Annotated in this window: 18 protein-coding genes and 1 pseudogene; 9 read left to right on the top strand and 10 right to left on the bottom strand. The window is 64.5% G+C overall.

Annotated features, from left to right (window positions below; translation table 11 throughout):
• Positions 1 to 209, bottom strand: a pseudogene (locus tag WCB02_RS18405) (Crp/Fnr family transcriptional regulator); the annotation flags it as partial.
• A gap of 320 nt (positions 210 to 529) precedes the next feature.
• Between WCB02_RS18405 and WCB02_RS18400 the strand changes: the two are divergent.
• The gene (locus WCB02_RS18400) at positions 530 to 784 is read left to right on the top strand and encodes a hypothetical protein (RefSeq protein WP_423960180.1); all 255 of its coding nucleotides are present in this window, start codon (positions 530 to 532) and stop codon (positions 782 to 784) included.
• 14 nt (positions 785 to 798) lie between these two features.
• On the opposite strand, the gene dapA is transcribed toward WCB02_RS18400, so the two are convergent.
• The 6 genes from dapA to WCB02_RS18370 form a co-directional block, all read right to left on the bottom strand.
• Positions 799 to 1737, bottom strand: a complete 939-nt coding sequence (gene dapA / locus WCB02_RS18395) for a 4-hydroxy-tetrahydrodipicolinate synthase (protein WP_423960179.1) — start codon at positions 1735 to 1737, stop codon at positions 799 to 801.
• Between the two features lie 6 nt (positions 1738 to 1743).
• Entirely contained in the window at positions 1744 to 2187 is a 444-nt protein-coding gene (locus tag WCB02_RS18390; protein ID WP_423960178.1) for a hypothetical protein, read from the bottom strand.
• A gap of 32 nt (positions 2188 to 2219) precedes the next feature.
• Positions 2220 to 2477: a hypothetical protein gene (locus WCB02_RS18385; protein ID WP_423960176.1), complete on the bottom strand. Its 258-nt coding sequence runs from the start codon at positions 2475 to 2477 to the stop codon at positions 2220 to 2222.
• The gene (locus tag WCB02_RS18380; protein WP_423960175.1) at positions 2474 to 2596 is read right to left on the bottom strand and encodes a hypothetical protein; all 123 of its coding nucleotides are present in this window, start codon (positions 2594 to 2596) and stop codon (positions 2474 to 2476) included. The genes WCB02_RS18385 and WCB02_RS18380 overlap by 4 nt, the downstream gene beginning before the upstream one ends.
• Positions 2597 to 2682: 86 nt before the next feature.
• Positions 2683 to 2967 carry a hypothetical protein gene (locus WCB02_RS18375; RefSeq protein ID WP_423960173.1) on the bottom strand — a complete coding sequence of 95 codons (285 nt, stop codon included), beginning with the start codon at positions 2965 to 2967 and terminating at the stop codon, positions 2683 to 2685.
• A 29-nt stretch (positions 2968 to 2996) separates the two neighbouring features.
• A complete protein-coding gene (locus tag WCB02_RS18370) occupies positions 2997 to 3464 on the bottom strand; it encodes a hypothetical protein (RefSeq protein ID WP_423960171.1) in 468 nt (155 codons plus the stop codon).
• Between the two features lie 575 nt (positions 3465 to 4039).
• Here WCB02_RS18370 and WCB02_RS18365 point away from each other — a divergent pair.
• The 6 genes from WCB02_RS18365 to WCB02_RS18340 all read left to right on the top strand — a co-directional run bounded on the left by WCB02_RS18365 (position 4040) and on the right by WCB02_RS18340 (position 12169).
• Positions 4040 to 4129 carry a K(+)-transporting ATPase subunit F gene (locus WCB02_RS18365; RefSeq protein ID WP_423960170.1) on the top strand — a complete coding sequence of 30 codons (90 nt, stop codon included), beginning with the start codon at positions 4040 to 4042 and terminating at the stop codon, positions 4127 to 4129.
• A gap of 43 nt (positions 4130 to 4172) precedes the next feature.
• Positions 4173 to 5876 (top strand): potassium-transporting ATPase subunit KdpA, encoded by a 1704-nt coding sequence (gene kdpA, locus WCB02_RS18360; RefSeq protein ID WP_423960169.1) that lies wholly within the window; start codon positions 4173 to 4175, stop codon positions 5874 to 5876.
• A 24-nt stretch (positions 5877 to 5900) separates the two neighbouring features.
• Entirely contained in the window at positions 5901 to 8009 is a 2109-nt protein-coding gene (gene kdpB / locus WCB02_RS18355) for a potassium-transporting ATPase subunit KdpB (RefSeq protein ID WP_423960167.1), read from the top strand.
• 99 nt (positions 8010 to 8108) lie between these two features.
• Positions 8109 to 8714 (top strand): K(+)-transporting ATPase subunit C, encoded by a 606-nt coding sequence (locus tag WCB02_RS18350; RefSeq protein WP_423960165.1) that lies wholly within the window; start codon positions 8109 to 8111, stop codon positions 8712 to 8714.
• 45 nt (positions 8715 to 8759) lie between these two features.
• Positions 8760 to 11483, top strand: coding sequence for a DUF4118 domain-containing protein (locus WCB02_RS18345; protein ID WP_423960164.1), 2724 nt, complete (start codon positions 8760 to 8762; stop codon positions 11481 to 11483).
• On the top strand, positions 11480 to 12169 hold the full coding sequence (locus tag WCB02_RS18340; RefSeq protein ID WP_423960161.1) for a response regulator: 690 nt from the start codon (positions 11480 to 11482) through the stop codon (positions 12167 to 12169). The genes WCB02_RS18345 and WCB02_RS18340 overlap by 4 nt, the downstream gene beginning before the upstream one ends.
• A 49-nt stretch (positions 12170 to 12218) precedes the next feature.
• Here the strand turns inward: WCB02_RS18340 and WCB02_RS18335 are convergent, their stop codons facing one another.
• The gene (locus tag WCB02_RS18335) at positions 12219 to 13100 is read right to left on the bottom strand and encodes a Ku protein (protein ID WP_423960160.1); all 882 of its coding nucleotides are present in this window, start codon (positions 13098 to 13100) and stop codon (positions 12219 to 12221) included.
• Positions 13101 to 13271: 171 nt separating this feature from the next.
• Between WCB02_RS18335 and ligD the strand changes: the two genes are divergently transcribed.
• The gene (ligD, locus tag WCB02_RS18330; protein ID WP_423960158.1) at positions 13272 to 15956 is read left to right on the top strand and encodes a DNA ligase D; all 2685 of its coding nucleotides are present in this window, start codon (positions 13272 to 13274) and stop codon (positions 15954 to 15956) included.
• 95 nt (positions 15957 to 16051) lie between these two features.
• Here the strand turns inward: ligD and WCB02_RS18325 are convergent, their stop codons facing one another.
• Positions 16052 to 16216, bottom strand: coding sequence for a DUF3309 family protein (locus tag WCB02_RS18325; RefSeq protein ID WP_423960157.1), 165 nt, complete (start codon positions 16214 to 16216; stop codon positions 16052 to 16054).
• A gap of 165 nt (positions 16217 to 16381) precedes the next feature.
• Here WCB02_RS18325 and WCB02_RS18320 point away from each other — a divergent pair, with 165 nt between their 5' ends.
• Positions 16382 to 16693, top strand: a complete 312-nt coding sequence (locus tag WCB02_RS18320; RefSeq protein ID WP_423960156.1) for a polyhydroxyalkanoic acid system family protein — start codon at positions 16382 to 16384, stop codon at positions 16691 to 16693.
• On the opposite strand, the gene treY is transcribed toward WCB02_RS18320, so the two are convergent.
• Positions 16694 to 19489 (bottom strand): malto-oligosyltrehalose synthase, encoded by a 2796-nt coding sequence (gene treY / locus WCB02_RS18315; protein WP_423960154.1) that lies wholly within the window; start codon positions 19487 to 19489, stop codon positions 16694 to 16696.
• Between the last annotated feature and the right edge of the window lie 3 nt (positions 19490 to 19492).

The following is a 19492-nucleotide window of genomic DNA, read 5'->3' as shown; positions in this document are numbered from 1 at the left end:
GTGTGGGTCAGCAGGGTGGCGACGAAGAAGATCGCGCCGACCAGCGCAAACATGTTGGCAAGCGTGATGTTGGCCAGCACGATTTCCAGCAGGCGATTGAAGATCGCGTCATAGGTGATGTTGTTCGGATCGAGGCCGAGTTGCACCAGGATCTTCGCAAACGTGAAGTTGTCGGCCGCCGTGTTGAGAATGCGGTCTAGCGTGGACATGTGCGCACTGCTCAGCATGTTCGGGTCCGCCACTGGGCTGGTTGTTGATTTCCGTGACGGCAACGCGCGCATATAAGTTGCAGTCGCGACGGGACGTCAAGTCAAACCAAAGGCTTGACCGGAATAGCCGTGCGCTGCCGCGGAAATCGTCGCCGGTCCGTTAGCCGGCCCCGCGCACCAATTGACCGGTAACACTCCGAAGTTACGCTCTTATGCCGTCTTTATGAAACGGATCGGCCGCCCTTCTCGATTTCTTATGTCTTTTTATTGATCTTGCAAGGGTCCCGGCGCAACTCCTGCCGGCCCCTGGAACACGAACGATGTCTGTCCTGCACTTTTCCGACGATCGCCGGCCTGGCCTTCCCGGCGAACGCCGCCTGACGTTGAGGCGCACGCTACGGCGACTCTGGACCGCAGTCGGGATGATACACCAGGCGATCGTGACCGCCCGGCTGCGACGGTTCGAGGAGGAGTTCATGCTTCGCGCACGCTATGGCGAGGAGCAGTCTTCCGATCATGATGCCTCGAATTTTCCGCAGCGGCCGCTCGTGCTCGGCGACAAGTGGGACTTCTGACGCCTATTGGGGCGTCAGGCTTCAACGGCATCGACCAGAGCTTCATCCGCGATAAAGGCCATCGCGCGCTCGACGTCCGCCTTGGCGGCGTCATCGAGCTGCGCCAGGGGCAGGCGGGTATCGGCGCGGATCATGCCGAGCAGGCTCAGCGCATATTTCAGCGCGGCCGGGTTTTCCCTGGCGAGACAGGTTGTCAAAGGCACCAGCCGCTTTTGCAGGTATCGCGCGCATTGCCAGCGACCCTGCCGGCCGCTTGAAAAGATCACCCGGCAGAGATCCGGCGCGACATTGGCAATCGTTGAGATCGCGCCGTCGCCGCCGCAGGCCAGAAAGGCGAGCGCCGTCGCATCGTCGCCGGACAACAGCCGGAACCTGGTCGGCAGGCGAGGCCTCAGGCGGAGCAGGCGCGCGACGTCGCCGGTACCGTCCCTCAAGCCGGCAAACCGTCGTGATCCCGCCAGCCGCACGATGGTATCGTCGGCGAGTTCGCGGATGGTGCGCGAGGGAATGTCGTGCAGGATGATTGGGAGCGTGGTCGAATCGGCGATGGCGCGGAAGTGTGCCTCGATGCCGGTTTGCATCGGCTTGTTGTAGTAGGGCACGACCGAGAGGACTGCGTCCGCGCCCAGGGCTGCCGCCTGTCTGGTCAATTCGATCGCCCGGCTGGTCGCGTTCGAGCCCGCCCCGGCGATCACGCGCGCGCGGCCTTGCGCGGTCTCGACCGCGGCGCCGATGATCGTCTCCCGCTCGGACGGTGTGAGTGTGGAAGCTTCGCCCGCCGTTTCACAAACCACGATCGCAGGAACGCCGGCCGTGATCTGCCGCTCGCACAGCCCGGCGAAGACGCGGAGGTCGACCGCACCGCTGTCGTCGAACGGCGTGGGAATATCGGGGATATAGCCGGCAAGCCAGCTCGCGGGAGCAGGCGGCGCCGGATCAGCCAAGCTTTTCATGACTTGTCACGCCGCGTTGGACATCTGACTGAAACCCTGCCGATAGGCGGACAGCACAAAACCGCGCTGGCACCTGACACCGGCCTCGATCCGGAATCCGAGCCGCTCCAGCCTGGCGCGGACCTTGAGGCCGAGGCCGCTTTCACGTGAATCGATCAGGACGGCGAGCGCGGCGTTGGCGGCGAGGAACCGCGCGATCTGGTCCAGACTGGCCTCGATATCCCACAGCGAGTTTTGACCGGTGATGAGGCCGACCGCGTGCTGCCCCCTCGCCAGACGGCAGGTCGCGGGCGTGGAGACGCGGACGAATCCGCGCTGCCGCAGCGCCAGGCAGTGCTCCATGCTCTCCTTGCCAGCGAGGATGACGCGCAGCGAATTGGACAGCCGCGTCAGTGCAATCATGGTGTCGAGAACTTGCGCGCGGTCCGCAGCGGAACAAGACTGAACCATTTTGGAGATCCTCGTGTGAGCGAACAGGCGCGCTACGCGGCGCGCCGTTTGCCGGAGAGCAGTTGATTGCCGTTCATGTCAAGCTCGATTTCGCGCGGCAGCTCGACGATGGTTTCGGGATGGTGGCCGTTCTCGAACAGTGCGTATTTGATTGCTTGCGCCCGGTTGACGAACAGGCCGCCGTAGAAGCCGTTCTGTTCCTGGGCGACCCAGTTGCCGCGACTGTCGCGGCCGATAAAGACAACGGTGGATGCAGCGGAGCTGCACGAGGGAGGTTCGACGAGCTTCACGAGAGCGGGTCCTTCCAATGATCGAGCAGCAGACCGCGAAGCCATCGACGCTCCGTCGCAGCACCCTTCGATTTTGCGATGTCGAGGTTATCGTCGTCGGCGGGGACTGCTTCACTCATGCACGCAATATCTTGCGGGTCGGGTAGGAATTCGAGGGCGAGCCGATGCCGATCTCATAGGAGCCGCATAAGGTTGCGAACTTGTTTCAGGCGGGCGCCGACGGGCTCAATCCGTTGACCAGGCAGAACAAGGCCGTATAGGCCGCCACTTCATCCCAGTGGTTGAGGCTGACGTCAAAAGGCGCCTCGCGCCTGATCGTGCCAACGGCGGTGCAGAGGATGATGGTCATCGACAGCAGCGCCGCAAGGCTCCTGCCGAAACCCATGCTGCCGCAGGCTGCGAACGCGAGCAGGATGATGATGCGCAACCCAAAGCGGATGAGCACCTGGTTCGTCCGCAATTGTCGCGGCAGATCGGTATATTGCTCCACGATCGAGCCTCCCGAAGTCGGCGGCGGTCTCAGGCGAAATTGTCGCAGCAGACCGGGACATAGAGCGGATTCGCCTGCTGCGGTACGGCCGGTACGCTCGGCCGGCCCGAGGGCGCCACCAGCGCCTGCGCTGCGACGAAGGCGGCAAGGATCGCCAGCGCCAAATCGGCATGCCGGGCTTCGACCGATCGATCGAGCCAGTCGGGCAGCTCGCGTTCGCGCGATAGCGCGCAATGCCATTCGCCACCATCATAGGCGATGCGCCGCACCTGCCATTGCGGCAGTTCCAGGTCGATCAGCGCCAGCGCCACCTCTGTCCAGGCGTTCGCGCCGATCAGGCGTTCGATCCGCGCGGTCCTGACGCATTGTCCGATCGAACGAAAACGCTGGCAGGCTTGGCCGATCACCGCGCGAACGAGGTCCATCGTCGTGACGCGGGCGTCACGCAGCAGGTCGCCGAGGTCGGCGGGCTCGGCATGTTTCAAGAGAGCGAACATGGCGTCACCTCATGTCGTATCGTCAATCGGCCGCGGCAGGGACCGGCGGCTTGTCGCCGCCAAGATGACCGGAACGCCATTTAAAAACGAGATGAGGTCCGGCCACGAAATATAAGCGCGTCATAAGCGCCGCCGGTCGCGCCACGGCACCTTCCAGGTCGTTTTTGCGGCGAGCAGCCGCAATCCATGTCTCCTCTGCGATTTCGCGCTCGCGCCGTCTGGGAAGGATTTCAACCACCTCTCAAATCGATGGTTTTTGTTGCCCGGCTCGCCCTGGGCCAGCCAGCGCGACGAGCGCGTCTTTATGGGATTCCTATAACTTTGCCGCTGCCGCCGTCTCGAAAACCTATGCGTCGAATGGCAACTCACGACCACAGATCGAGGGCGGGCCCGAAACAAATCTACCCGCGATTGATTCATCGCAATTCGCCCTCATCCTGACAAGCAATGCTTGCGCCTGCACGCGCAAAGGAGCTTCCCATGCTGGACATACTGATGCTGGCCCTCGGTTTCGGCCTGTTCGCTCTTGCGATCGGCTACACTTATGCCTGCGAGCGGCTGTGAGGAGAATAACGATGATCTTCGATTATTCCCTCGCCGGCCTCGTTTCGCTCGGCCTTCTCGTCTACCTGACTTACGCCCTGCTGCGGCCCGAGCGGTTCTGATCGCTCCCGCACCCAGTTCCGCGCACCCTCAAAGGCAACTCCCATGACCGTGATTGGTTGGATTCAAATCATTCTGTATTGCGCGATCGTGGTCGCGCTGGTGAAGCCGCTCGGCTGGTACATGACGCGCGTCTTCAACGGCGAGGGCACGTTGCTGTCGCCGATCCTGCGCCCCGTCGAGGCCGGCATCTATTGGATCGGCGGCGTCGACGAAAAGCGCGAGCAACATTGGCTGACCTATACGGTCTCGATGCTGCTGTTCCATGTCGGCGGCTTCCTGATCATCTATGCCGTGATGCGGCTGCAGGCGCTGCTGCCGTTCAATCCGGCCGGGCAAACCGCCGTCGCCGAGGATCTCTCCTTCAACACGGCGATTTCCTTCATCACCAATACCAACTGGCAGAACTACGGCGGCGAAAGCACACTGTCCTATCTGGTGCAGATGCTGGGCCTGACCCATCAGAACTTCCTGTCGGCCGCGACCGGCATCGTGCTCGCGGTCGCGCTGATCCGCGGCTTCGCGCGTGCCTCGATGCGCACGGTTGGCAATTTCTGGGTCGACGTTGTCAGATGCACGCTCTATGTGCTGCTGCCGATCTGCATCGTCTACACGCTGTTCCTGGTCTGGCAGGGCATTCCGCAGACGCTCGGCGCCTATGTCGATGCGACGACGCTGGAAGGGGCCAAGCAGACCATCGCGGTCGGTCCGGTCGCGTCCCAGGTCGCGATCAAGATGCTGGGAACCAATGGCGGCGGCTTCTTCAATGCCAATGCCGCGCATCCGTTCGAGAACCCGACGGCGCTGTCGAACTTCGTGCAGATGATCTCGATCTTCGCGCTCGGCGCCGCGCTCACCAACGTGTTCGGCCGCATGGTCGGCAACCAGCGTCAGGGCTGGGCGATCCTCGGCGTGATGGGCGTGCTGTTCATCGCCGGCGTCACGGTGGCCTATTGGGCCGAGGCCAATGGCACCACCGCGCTCAACGCGATGGGGCTCACCGGCGGCAACATGGAAGGCAAGGAAGTCCGCTTCGGCATCATCGCCTCCTCGCTGTTTGCCGTGATCACGACGGCGGCCTCCTGCGGCGCGGTCAACGCCATGCATGACAGCTTCACCGCGCTCGGCGGCATGATTCCGCTGATCAACATGCAGCTCGGTGAAATCATCGTCGGCGGCGTCGGTGCCGGCCTCTACGGCATGCTGCTGTTCGTCGTGCTCGCGATCTTCGTCGCCGGACTGATGGTCGGCCGTACGCCGGAATATGTCGGCAAGAAGATCGAGGCGCGCGAGGTCAAGATGGCGATGCTCGCCATTCTGGTGCTGCCGTTGATGTATCTCGGCTGGACCGCGGTCGCGGTGGTGCTGCCGTCGGCGGTGGCCTCGATGGCCAATGCCGGCCCGCATGGCTTCACTGAGGTGCTGTACGCCTACACCTCGTCGACCGGCAACAACGGCTCGGCCTTTGCGGGCCTCAGCGGCAATACGTTCTTCTACAACCTGACGCTTGCAAGCGCGATGTTCGTCGGCCGCTTCTTCATGATCGTGCCGGCGATGGCGATGGCGGGCTCGCTCGCCGGCAAGAAGTCCGTTCCGGCCTCGGCCGGCACGTTACCGACCACTGGTGGACTGTTCGTCGGCCTCGTCGTGGGCGTGATCCTGATCATCGGCGGCTTGACTTTCTTCCCGGCGCTGGCGCTCGGGCCGATCGTCGAGCATCTCGCGATGACCTCTGGCGCCCTGTTCTGATCGAATCAATTCGGAGCTATTCCCATGGAAGTCGTCAAGATGAATAAGCGCACGCCGATGTCGACGATGCTGGATCCGAAGATCCTCGCACCCGCGATCGCTGCTTCCTTTACCAAGCTCGATCCCCGGCTGATGATGAAGAACCCGGTGATGTTCGTGGTCGAAACCGTGGCCGCGTTGACCACGGTGATCTTCGTCCGCGATCTCGTCACTGGCGGAGAGAACCTCGGCTTCACCTTCCAGATCATCCTGTGGCTGTGGTTCACCGTGCTGTTCGCCAACTTTGCCGAAGCGGTCGCGGAAGGGCGCGGCAAGGCCCAGGCTGAGTCGCTGCGCAGGACGCGCACCGAGAGCCAGGCCAAGCTCTTGTCGGGTGCGGACAAGACCTACCGTCTGGTGCCGGGCACCAGCCTCAAGGTCGGTGACATCGTTCTGGTCGAAGCCGGCGACAACATTCCGTCGGACGGTGAAGTCATCGAGGGCGTCGCCTCCGTGAACGAGGCCGCGATCACAGGCGAGTCCGCGCCCGTGATCAGGGAGTCCGGCGGCGACCGGTCGGCGGTCACCGGCGGCACCCAGGTGCTGTCCGACTGGATTCGCGTCCGTATCACGGCGGCGCAGGGCTCGACCTTCATCGATCGCATGATCAGGCTGGTCGAAGGCGCCGAGCGGCAGAAGACGCCGAACGAGATCGCGCTCAACATCCTGCTTGCGGGCTTGACGATCATCTTCGTGTTCGCGACCGTGACGATTCCGAGCTATGCGGCCTATGCCGGCGGCTCGATCTCGGTCGTGGTTCTGGTCGCGCTGTTCGTCACGCTGATCCCGACCACGATCGGCGCATTGTTGTCGGCGATCGGCATCGCCGGCATGGACCGCTTGGTGCGCTTCAACGTGCTGGCGATGTCGGGCCGCGCGGTGGAAGCAGCCGGCGACGTCGACACCTTGCTGCTCGACAAGACCGGCACCATCACGCTTGGCAATCGCCAGGCGACAGCGTTCCGCCCGCTCCGTGGCGTGACCGAGCAGGACCTTGCCGATGCCGCACAGCTCGCCTCGCTCGCCGACGAAACCCCGGAAGGCCGCTCCATCGTGGTACTGGCCAAGGAGAAATACGGCATCCGGGGCCGCGACATGGCCGAGCTCGGCGCGACCTTCATTCCCTTCACTGCGCAGACCCGCATGAGCGGTGTCGACGCGGGGGGATCGTCGGTGCGCAAGGGCGCGGTCGATGCGATCCTGAACTATGTCAGCGGAGGCAGCCTCGCGGTTGCCTCCGGCAACACGGTGCGCGCGATTCACGCGGCGCCGACCGAGGCCGCCCGCGAAATCCAGTCGATCGCCGATGAAATCGCCAAGGCGGGCGGTACCCCGCTGGCGGTCGCCAAGGATGGCCGTCTGCTCGGCGTCGTCCAGCTCAAGGACATCGTCAAGGGCGGCATTCGCGAGCGCTTCGCCGAACTCCGCCGCATGGGCATCCGCACGGTGATGATCACGGGTGACAACCCGATGACGGCAGCCGCCATCGCGGCCGAAGCCGGCGTCGACGACTTCCTGGCGCAGGCGACCCCTGAGGACAAGCTCAAGCTGATCCGCGACGAGCAGGCCAAGGGCAAGCTGGTGGCGATGTGCGGCGACGGCACCAACGACGCCCCCGCACTGGCGCAGGCCGATGTCGGCGTCGCCATGAACACCGGCACCCAGGCCGCGCGCGAGGCCGGCAACATGGTCGACCTCGATTCCAATCCAACCACGCTGATCGAGGTGGTCGAGATCGGCAAGCAGCTGCTGATGACGCGCGGCGCGCTGACGACGTTCTCGATCGCCAACGACGTGGCGAAATATTTCGCCATCATCCCGGCGATGTTCCTGGCGTTCTACCCGCAGCTCAACGTGCTCAACATCATGCACCTGGCAAGCCCGCAGAGCGCCATCCTGTCGGCGATCATCTTCAACGCGCTGATCATCATCGCGCTGATCCCGCTCGCGCTGAAAGGCGTGGCCTATCGGGCGGTCGGGGCCGGCGCGCTGCTCGGCCGCAACCTGATGATCTACGGCGTCGGCGGCATCATCATTCCCTTCATCGGGATCAAGGCGATCGACCTCGTGATCGGCGCCTTGCACCTGGTTTGAACGGGTCATCGCGAGGAGCGACCAAGCCATCCGTTCTTCTTGTAGTTCCGCAAACTGCTTCGCTTCGCTCGCAATGACGATCTTATAGGAGACACCAAAATGCTACGCGAAATCCGTCCTGCCATTCTCGTCCTCCTGATGCTCACGCTGATCACGGGGCTAGCCTATCCGCTCGCCATGACCGCGATCGCCGGCGTGATCTTTCCGAAACAGGCGGAAGGAAGCCTGATCGAGCGCGACGGCAAGGTCGTCGGATCGGCCTTGATCGGGCAGGAATTCAAGGACGACAAGTACTTCCAGGGACGGCCGTCGGCGACCACCGCGCCGGATCCGGCCGATGCGACCAAGACCGTCCCGGCACCCTACAACGCGGCCAATTCCTCCGGCTCCAATCTCGGCCCGACCAGCAAGGCGCTGAACGACCGGGTCAAGGGCGACGTGGACCGACTGAAGGCTGAAAATCCGGCGAGCGCCGTGCCGATCGATCTCGTCACCACCTCGGCCAGCGGTCTGGATCCGGACATCTCGCCGGAAGGCGCGCTGTTCCAGGTGCCGCGCGTGGCGAAAGCGCGCAATCTGCCGGAAGACAAGGTCCGTGAGCTGGTCGCGCAGAACACCCAGAGCCGTCTGATCGGATTGTTCGGCGAGCCGCGGGTCAATGTGCTGGCGCTCAATCTGGCGCTCGATGGCACCACTGCGAAATAGCACGACTATGCCGAATGCGCGGCGCGGACTATAATGTAAAGAGCCATGGTCCAGCCGCGCCGCGATCCCGAAAAACGTCCTTCGCCGGAAGCCTTGTTGGAAGCAGCAAGGCGAGAGGGCGGAGGCGTCGGCCGGCTGAAGATCTTTGTCGGCGCCGCCCCCGGCGTCGGCAAGACCTACGAGATGCTGCAGAGCGCGCACGCCAAGCTGAAGGCCGGCGTCGACGTCGTGATCGGCTTCATCGAGACCCACGGCCGGGCCGAAACCGAAGCGCTGGTGCGGGGCCTGGAAGTCGTTCCGCGCAAGCGGCTCGAATACAAGGACCAGATCCTCGAGGAGATGGATCTCGACGCGGTCATCGCGCGCCACCCGAAGATCGCGCTGGTCGATGAGCTCGCCCACACCAATGTCGCCGGCAGCCGGCATCCCAAGCGCTATCTCGACGTCGAGGAACTGCTGTCGCGCGGCATCGACGTGTACACCGCCGTCAACATCCAGCACATCGAAAGCCTCAACGACGTGGTCGCGCAGATCACGCATGTGCGCGTGCGCGAGACCGTGCCGGATTCGGTGTTCGAGCGGGCGGATGCGATCGAGCTGATCGACCTGACGCCGGACGACCTGATCCAGCGGCTGAAGGAGGGCAAGGTCTACGTTCCCCGGCAGGCCGAGCGCGCGCTGGAGCATTATTTCTCGCCGGGCAATTTGACCGCGCTGCGCGAGCTGGCGCTGCGCCGCACCGCCGAGCGCGTCGACGAGCAGCTGCTCACCCACATGCAGGCCAACGCGATCGCCGGTCCCTGGGCCGCCGGCGAACGCATCCTGGTCTGCGTCAGCGAAGATCCGCGCGCGGCGGGGCTGGTACGCTATACCAAGCGGCTGGCCGACCGCGTGCACGCGCCATGGACCGCGATCTCGATCGAAACCCGGCGCAGCCTGCAACTGACCGACGAGCAGCGCGACCGGCTTGCCGATACGCTGCGGCTGGCAGAAGCCTTGGGCGGCGAGGCGCTCACCATCCCCGGCGTCGGGCGGCGCATCGCCGACGACCTGATCAGCTTCGCGCACGCCAATAACGTCACCCATATCATCATCGGCAAATCGTCGCGCTCGCGCTGGTTCGAGATCCTGCGCGGGTCGGTGGTCCACGATCTGGTGCGGCGGGCCGGCAATATCAGCGTCAACGTCATTCCCGGCGACGACCTGGCTGCGGAGCCGGCGAGCAAGCCTGCGGTGCAGACGGCCGCGCGCGTGGAGCCGTTCGATCCGCGCCCGTATCTGATGGCGCTCGTGATCGCGGCGCTGGGGCTCGGCGCCGCCGAACTGATCCAGCCGCATTTCGGCATCGAGAATGTGGATCTGGTCTTTCTGACCGCCGTGGTGATCGTCGCGGTGCGCTACGGCCTGTGGCCGTCGCTGTTGGCGAGTGTCGCGGCTTCGCTCTGCTACAACTTCTTCTTCCTGCCGCCGATCTATACCTTCACGATCACCGATCCGACCAATATCGCGGCCTTCTTCTTTTTCATGCTGATCGCGGCGCTGGTCTCCAACGTCGCCGCGCGGGTGCGGACGCAGGCCGACACCGCGATCGGCCGGATCAGGACCACCGAACAGCTTTACGCCTTCAGCCGCAAGCTCGCCGGCACCGCGACCCTCGACGACGTGCTCTGGGCCTATGCTTACCAGACCGCGCTGATGCTGAAAGTGCGCGTGGTGCTGCTGCTGCCCGAGGATGGCGCCCTGACGGTGAAGGCGGGCTATCCGCCGGAGGACCAGCTCGACAAGGCCGATCTCGCCGCCGCGAACTGGGCCTGGAGCAATGATCATCCCGCGGGCCGCGGGTCGGACACGCTGCCCGGCGCCAGGCGGCTGTTCCTGCCGATGCGGACCGGCCGCGGCTCGATCGGGGTGATCGGCATCGACAACGACCGCACCGGCCCGCTGCTGACGCCGGATCAGCGGCGCCTCCTGGACGCGCTGATGGACCAGGGCGCGCTCGCGATCGAGCGGGTGCTGCTGGTGGAAGACATGGACCGGGTCAAGCGCACCATGGAATCCGACCGCCTGCGTTCGGCGCTGCTGACCTCGATCTCCCACGATCTCAAGACGCCGCTCGCCTCGGTGCTCGGCGCCGCCTCGACGATGCGCGATCTCGCCAGCGGCCTGGACGAGCAGCAGAAGCGCGATCTGCTTGCGACGGTGATCGACGAATCCGAACGCCTCAACCGCTTCATCGCCAATCTGCTCGACATGACCAAGCTCGAATCGGGCGCGATCGTGCCCAACACGGCGCTGCACGACATCGGCGAGATCATCGGCAGCGCGCTGCGGCGGGCGAGCAAGATCCTCGCGAACCACAAGGTCTCGCTCGAGCTCGCGGCCGACTTGCCGATGCTGGAGCTCGACGCGGTGCTGTTCGAGCAGGTGATCTTCAATCTGCTGGACAACGCCGCGAAGTACTCTCCCGCCGACACGACGATATCGATCCAGAGCTTGCGGGACGGCAACCAGGTCAGGCTGCAGATCCTCGACGAAGGCGAAGGCATTCCACCGGCGGAGCTCGAGAGCATCTTCGACAAGTTCTACCGGGCCAACAAGGCCGACCATGTTCGTCCGGGCACCGGCCTCGGGCTTGCCATCTCGCGCGGCTTCGTCGAGGCCATGCATGGCCGGATTTCGGCCGCCAACCGCGCCGACCGCAGCGGCGCCGTGGTCACCATCCGGTTGCCGATCCCGGCGGCCGTCAAATCGCTGGATACCGCCGCATGAGCGCACTGCCGATCAAGGTGCTGGTGATCGATGACGAGCCGCCGATCCGGAAATTGCTGCGGATGGGGCTGAGCACGCAGGGTTACGAGATCCTGGAAGCCTCCAACGGCAAGATCGCGCTGGAGCTGATGTCGCAAAATCCCGCACTGATCATTCTCGATCTCGGCCTGCCGGACATCCAGGGCCATGAGCTGCTGCGCATGATCCGCGGCCGCGACGATTCCGTCCCGATCGTGGTGCTGTCGAGCCGTGGCGACGAGGCCGGCAAGGTGCAGGCGCTCGATCTCGGCGCCGACGATTATCTGACCAAGCCGTTCGGCATGGATGAGCTGCTCGCGCGGCTGCGCGCGGCGTTGCGGCACCAGCTGCAGGTCCATGGCGAACGCCCGGTGTTCCGCTCCGGCGATCTCTCGGTGGATCTGGTGCGGCGCATCGTCAAGGTCGGCGACAAGGACGTGAAGCTGTCGCCGAAGGAGTACGAGCTGTTGCGGGTGCTGGTGCAGCATGCCGGCAAGGTCCTGACCCACCGTTTCCTGTTGAAGGAGCTGTGGGACGAACTGACCGACGCGCAATATCTGCGGGTCTATGTGCGCCAGCTCCGCCAGAAGATCGAGGTCGATCCCGAGCGTCCGCAATTCGTGCTGACGGAAACCGGCATCGGCTATCGCCTGCGCGCGCCGGATTAGCATCTTCCGCTCGCGGCTCTGGAGTTGCGCTACGATCTCTCGACGGCGCTCAACCCGCTTTCCGCCGCCGGGCCGATGATCGCTCCGGCTTGCGGGCCGTGCGATGCGCCGGCCGCCGTGCCGGCGCGCGCGCTGGCTTCTTTCCCGTGGCTCGTCCTTTCAGGCTCTGCTTCAGCGCGTCCATCAGGTTGATGACATTGCTCGGCCGCTGCTCGGGCTCGGCTTGCTTGACCGGCTTGCCGGCGGCCTTGCGCTTCACCAGCGTCTTCAGCGCGGTCTCGTAGTCATCCTTGAATTTCGAGGGATCGAAATGGGCTGCCTTGCTGTCGAGGATGTGGCCGGCCAGCTCGACCATGTCCTTGGTGATCTTCGGGCTCTTGATATCGTCGAAATAGTCATCAGCATCGCGCAGCTCGTAGGGAAAGCGCAGCGTGGTGCCGAGCAGGCCCTTGCCCAGCGGCTCGATGACGATGACGTGCTCGCGGTTGGTCAGCACGATGCGGGCCAGCGCGACCCGGTCCTGATCCTTCATGGCGTCGCGGATGACGGCGAAGGCGTCGAGGCCGGCCTTGCCGTCGGGAGCGATATAATAGGGATGGTTGAGATAGCGCTTGTCGATCTCGTTTCGCGGCACGAAACTGTCGATATCGATGCTGTGGTTGCTTTCGATCTGCACGGCGTCGAGTTCGTCCTTGTCGATCTCGACATATTTGCCTTTTGTCAGCTCATAGCCGCGCGCCTTCTGCTCGCCGTCCACGACCTCGCCGGTCTCGGCGTCGATGAGCTGCTGTTTCAGCCGGTTTCCGGTCTCCTTGTTGATCAAGTGAAAGCGGGTTTTCTCGATCGTGGTCGAGGCCGGATAGAGCAGCACCGGGCAGCTCACCAGCGAGAGTTTCAGTGAGCCCTTCCAATAGGCGCGTGGGGCGACCATGCCAATCTCCAGCATTTCCAATAACTTCTGGAACTCCAACGGGGGCTGCGGGTTTTGGTTCCGGACATGTCTTGGCGCGCGTCTTTGGCCTGTGCCTCGTTTGGCATGTGTCTTGGCCGATGCGCCGTCTTGGCCCATGATGGGCCGAGCTAACAAGTCACAGGATCGACCGTGGCACCCGGGAAACTATCCACCTATCGGAAGAAGCGGGATTTCGAGAAGACTGCCGAGCCCTCGGGCGAGGTCAAGGTCGCGCCGTCGGAGCGGCGCCGCTTCGTGATCCAGAAGCATGATGCGACGCGGCTGCATTACGACCTCAGGCTCGAATTCGACGGCGTCTTCAAGTCCTGGGCGGTGACGCGCGGTCCCTCGCTCGACCCGCACGACAAGAGGCTGGCGGTTGAGGTCGAAGATCATCCGCTCGATTACGGCGACTTCGAAGGCACCATTCCCGCGAGTGAATATGGCGGCGGCACCGTGCAGCTCTGGGATCGCGGCTATTGGGACTCCGACGATCCGGAGCGTGGCTTCAAGAAAGGCGACCTGAAATTCACGCTCGACGGCGACAAGCTGCACGGCAGCTGGGTGCTGGTCCGGATGCGCCGGGATCGCGACGGCGGCAAGCGCACCAACTGGCTCCTGATCAAGCACCGCGACGAATACGCGCGGGAGGGCGAGGCCAATGACGTGCTCGATGAGGATCGCTCCGTGGCCTCGGGACGGACCATGGCGCAGATCGCTGCGGGCAAGGGCAAAGCGCCGAAGCCGTTCATGCTGGCCAAAACCGCGGGGAAGACGCGCCGGATGAATGCGGACGCTGTCTGGCATTCCAATCGCGGCACGGCCGCGGAGGCGCGTGCGGCCGATGTGGCCACGCCGAAATTGTCACCAGCGAAAGCCAAAAAGGTCGCGGCGATACCCGATTTCGTCGCGCCGCAGCTCTGCACCTCGGTGGAGAGCCCGCCCGGCGGCGAGGGCTGGTGCCACGAAATCAAGTTCGACGGCTATCGCGTGCAATTGCGTGTCGAAGGTGGCGAGGCTACCCTGAAAACCCGCAAGGGTCTGGACTGGACCGACAAGTTCGGTGCCATTGCCAAGGAAGCCGGCGGCCTGCCCGACGCGCTGGTCGACGGCGAGATCGTGGCGCTCGACCACAACGGCGTGCCGGATTTCTCGGCCCTGCAGGCGGCGATTGCCGATGGCAAGACCGATCAGTTGATTTTCTTCGCTTTTGACCTGCTGTGCGCCGATGGTGCGGATCTCCGTCGCCTGCCGCTCGGCGAACGCAAGGCGCGGCTGAGGCAATTGCTGAAGGCGGCCCCTGAGAACCAGCGCAAGTGCATCCGCTATGTCGAGCATTTCGAGGCCGAGGGCGAGGATGTCATGGCGTCGGCGCGCAAGCTGTCGCTGGAAGGCATCGTCTCGAAGAAGCTCAGTGCGCCCTATCGTTCGGGCCGCTCGGAAAGCTGGACCAAGGCCAAGGTGCGTGCTGGCCAGGAGGTGGTGCTCGGCGGCTGGAAGACCACCAACGGCAAATTCCGTTCGCTGATGGCGGGGGTGCATCGCGGCGATCATCTCGCCTATGTCGGCATTGTCGGCACCGGATTTGGCCAGGACAAGGTTAAACGCATCATGCCGGCGCTGAAGCAGGCGGCATCCGACGAAAGCCCGTTCGGCGGCAACAATGCCCCGCGCAAGACGCGCGAGGTGCATTGGCTCAAGCCCGACCTGGTCGCTGAAATCGAGTTCGCGGGGTGGACCGCCGACGGCAATGTACGGCAGGCGGCGTTCAAGGGGCTGCGGCTCGACAAGCCGTCCGCCGAGATCGTGGCGGAGACCCCGCACATGGTCAGCATCGCTCGGCCCGCCCTTGCCAGGTCCGCCGCGAAATCCGCCAAGGCGGGCGCGGCGCGGCCCAAATTGCCGCCAACCAAATCGTCGGACCGCAAATCGTCGGAGGTGATGAGCGTCGTCATCTCCAAGCCGGACAAGGAGCTATGGCCCGACGGCGGCGACGGGCGAGGCGTCACCAAGCTCGATCTCGCGCGCTATTTCGAGGCGGTCGGCGAATGGATCATCGGCTACATCAAGGGACGGCCATGCTCGATCGTCCGCGCCCCGGACGGCATCAAGGGCCAGCAGTTCTTCCAGCGGCACGCGATGCCGGGGACCTCAAAACTGCTCGAGCTGGTCAAGGTGTCCGGCGACCGCAAGCCCTATCTGCAGATCGACCGCATCGAGGGGCTGGCCGCGGTCGCGCAGCTCGGCGGCCTCGAGCTGCATCCCTGGAATTGCGCACCGAATGCCTATGATACGCCGGGCCGGCTGGTGTTCGATCTCGATCCCGCGCCTGACGTCGACTTCGCCGCGGTCGTGGAGGCGGCCAGTGAGATGCGGCAGCATCTTGCCGGTCTCGGCATGGAGAGCTTCTGCAAAACCACCGGCGGCAAGGGGCTGCATGTCGTCGTGCCGCTGCTTTGCGGCGCGAAACACAGCGTGACGTGGAAGGAGGCAAAGGCCTTCGCGCAGGGCGTCTGCCAATTGATGGCCAGCGAAGATCCCGATCGCTATCTGCTCAACATGTCGAAGCAGCTGCGCAAGGGAAAGATCTTCCTGGACTATCTGCGCAACGACCGGATGTCGACCGCGGTCGCGGTGCTGTCGCCGCGGGCGCGCCAGGGCGCCACCGTGTCGATGCCGCTGACCTGGGCGCAGGTGAAGGGTGAACTCGACCCGAAGCGCTTCACCATCCGCACCGCGCCAACTCTGCTCGCCAGGTCGAAGGCATGGCAGGCCTATGATGAGGCGGCGTCATCGATCAAGGCGGCGATCAGGAAGCTGTCGGGGAAGAGTTAGTTGGGTTTGGTCATTCCGGGGCGCGCCTAGCGCGAACCCGGAATCTGGAGGTCATTGCGCGAAGCGCGCCCCGGAATGACGAGTATCAGGCCGGCTCAGAGGCGCCCGAGTAGTAACAGGATCACCAGGATGACGATGATGAGGCCAAGACCGCCGCCGCCGTAATAACCGGTGCCATAGAACGGACCGCCGCCGATGCCGCTGAATCCGCCCAGCAGCGCGATGACGAGAATGATCAGGATGATCGTACCGATAGACATTTAAGCTCTCCTCAGCCCCTCAGTGGGCGCTTGCTTGCTGTGTTGTGCGCCGGAGAAACTTGCGGGAACCTTGAAAGTTCCGCCTCTTGCGCCGCGATAAAATCGCTCTGCCCTTTTTTTCGAGGCGAATCCGACTACATCAGGAAGATTGGAAAGGATTGTTGCATGTCCGCACCACTCGTCGTTCTGATCCCGCATCGCCTGGGGCGCGAGGAAGCGGTTCGTCGTCTCAAGTCAGGTCTGACCCGCGCGGCCACCAGCGTTCCGGTGCTGAAGGTGGACGAGGAGCGCTGGGACGGGGACCACATGTTCTTTCGTGTCCGCGCGCTGGGGCAGGCGGCGTCCGGTCACATCGACGTCGCCGAGGAGCATGTCCGGCTGGAAGTGATGCTGCCGTGGCTGTTGCAGCGGTTTGCCCAGGCGGCCCAGGCGATGATCCGCGACCGCGGTACTCTGCTGTTGACCAAGAAGAGCTGATCAGGCGCTGACGCGCATTCGCGCCGGTCTCGCGGCGCCGACAAAGCGCGCCTTCAGCACCGCCACCGGCAGATGCCGCAGCAGCGAAGCCAGTGGAAGGCTCGACGTCGCCGGATCGGTCACGCCGTCGATCTCGAACCCTGCCAGGTTGATCGCGCCGTCAAGCTGTCCCACCGAGGGCCAGACCCGACCGGCTTGCGAGACGGCGGCGAACAAACGGGTCGCCACGATGATCGCGGCGTCCTTGCCGCGGCGACGAGCAAAGGCAATGACATGGTCGCGATCCGGCCCGCTCACCTCGAGCGGCCGATAATCGCCATAGGCGAAGACGTCGGCCATGTCGGTGCGGAGCTTGAGGAGATGCGCGGTCCAGGCCAGTTTGACGTGACCGTTGGGCCAATCTTGCGCAAGCGCCTCCCAGTCGGGAGCGCGAGTCGCCGCCAGCACGGCCGCGCGTTCGTCGAAATCGACCGGCCGGCGGTTGTCGGGGTCGACCAGCGACAGATCCCAGAATTCCGTGCCCTGGTAGAAATCCGGCACGCCCGGCATCGTCGCCTTCAAGGTGAGCTGGCTCAGCGAATTGAGCGCGCCCAACAGCGCGACGCGCTGCGCCAATGTTGCAAGCGAGCCGAGAAACTCGCTCGAAGCCGAGCGATCCAGAATCCGTTCGATGAACGTTTGCAGTCCCGCCTCGTAGGACTCGTTGGGATTGAGCCAGCTCGTCTCCTGCTTGCCTTCGCGCGCTGCCTTCAGCGCGTAGCCCTGCATCCGCTCGAGGAACGCGTCGTCCTGATCGTCGACCGGCCATGCGCCGAGCAGCGCCTGATAGAGCATGTATTCCGCAGTCACCGACGGTGCGCGTATCTCGCCGTTGGTGACCAGATGCGGCGCGTTCAGCACCTTCCATTTTGCGACCGTGCTGCTCCATTCGCCGGCGATCTCCGTCAACGCCATCAGCCGCGCGCGGGCGTCTTCGCCGCGCTTGGTGTCGTGGGTCGCGGTTGCGGTCATGCCGTGCGGCCATTCCCTGGCGCGGCTCCGCATCATGGCATGGAAGTCGGTGACCGCCAGCCCCTTGGCGGAAGGGTCGCCGCCGACTTCGTTCAGCGCAAGCAGCCGATGGTAGCGGTAGAACGCCGTATCCTCGAGCGACTTCGCCATCAGCGGACCGGTGAACTGCTGCAGCTTCAGCGCAAACCGGCGCACCCGCGGCGCGCTATGTGCGGTCCGTCCCGACTTGATCAGGTCCATGGTGATGGCGTCGCGGAGAAAGTCGAAAATGCCTTCGTCGGCGGCGAACCAGTCGGCGCGCGCCAGCGCGATGGTCCGCGCGATCAATTCGCGGTCGTGCACGCTCGGGGCCGCCGAGGTCAGATAGGTGCGATAGACCGGAAAGTGCAGCACGTAGAGTTCGAGCGCCTCGCGCAGGCTGTCGGCGGAATAGTCGCGGGTGGAATAATGCCCGTCGGCGATGCGCGCGAGCAGCCGGCTCAAGACCGTGAATTCGCTGGTCAGCAAGGTGCGCAGCACCCTGCGCTTGGCGTCTCGGAGCACCGGCGCGAGCCGGGGCGGCGTGCTAGAGATCTGACGCCAGATCTCGTCCAGCGGCTCGAGGCCCTTGGCGTCGATCAGGACGTGGCTGATGACGTTCATCCACTCATAGCCGGTGGTGCCGTGCACGCCGGTGAAGCCAAGCAGCTTCTCGCCTTCGCCAAGGATTTTCTCCACCACGAGATAGAAGGGCTTGCCGTCCTGGCCGTGCGCGTCGCGGATCAGCCGGCGCAGACGCTGGAAATATTGCGCGGGATCGCGCAGGCCGTCGATATGGTCGAGCCGCAGCCCCTGCAACTTATCCTCCTCGATCAGCCGTCGCACCAGCCGATGCGCGGCGTCGAAGGTTGCGGCATCCTCGACCCGCAGTCCCGCCAGCGTGTTGACATCGAAGAAGCGGCGGTAGTTGATATCGCTGGAGGCGAGCCGCCAGTGGCCGAGCTTGTAGTGCTGGCGTTCAAGCAGATGATGCAGGGCCAGCGTCTCGGCAGTGCGGTCAGGGCCCGCGCGATATGCGTCGAGCCCGCGTGCGATAATCTCGGCGCCGCCCTCGATGGCCTTCAGCTCAGCCTTGAAGCCCGGGGCCTCGGTGCGATTGGGATGGCGCAATCCGGTGTGGCGCGAGGCGAGTGCGAGGACGCGGCGCCCGGCCTCGCTCGCCTCGACGCCGGCTGCCTGGACGATGATCCGCAGTATCTCGCCATAGCGCTCCGGCGCGATCGGCAGGCGATGCTCGAAGTACCAGCACGAGAAGCTGCCTTCGCCTGGATCGTAGCGCAGCTCGATCTCGCCGCGCTCCAGCGCGTTCCCGTAGGACGAGCCGATGATCGGCAGCAGCACGCCGCCGCGCGCGCGGTGCGGCAACTGCTCCCAGTCGATGTCGAAGGAGACCGCATGCGGCGAGGCCGGTCCCCATTCCAGCACGTCGAGCCACCACGGATTGTCCGCATAATGCACGCCGACATGGTTGGGGACGAAATCGAGGATCAGGCCGAGATCATGCTGCTTCAGCGCGGCACTCAGCACCGCGAAGCCGGCCTCGCCGCCAAGCTCCGGATTGAGCTTGGTGTGGTCGACGACGTCATAGCCGTGGGTCGAGCCCTTGCGCGCCTTCATGAACGGCGAGGCATAGAGATGGGTGATGCCGAGCGCCTTCAGATAGGGCACGACCTGCGCGGCCTGCTCGAAATTGAAATCCTTGGTCAGCTGCAGCCGGTAGGTCGCGATCGGGATCGCCGGAGGCATGGC

The sequence above is a fragment of the Bradyrhizobium sp. genome (assembly GCF_049581145.1).
In the GTDB taxonomy this organism is placed as follows: domain Bacteria; phylum Pseudomonadota; class Alphaproteobacteria; order Rhizobiales; family Xanthobacteraceae; genus Bradyrhizobium.
Note: the sequence above shows the minus strand (reverse complement) of the source record. Positions and strands in the feature narration are given on the sequence as shown.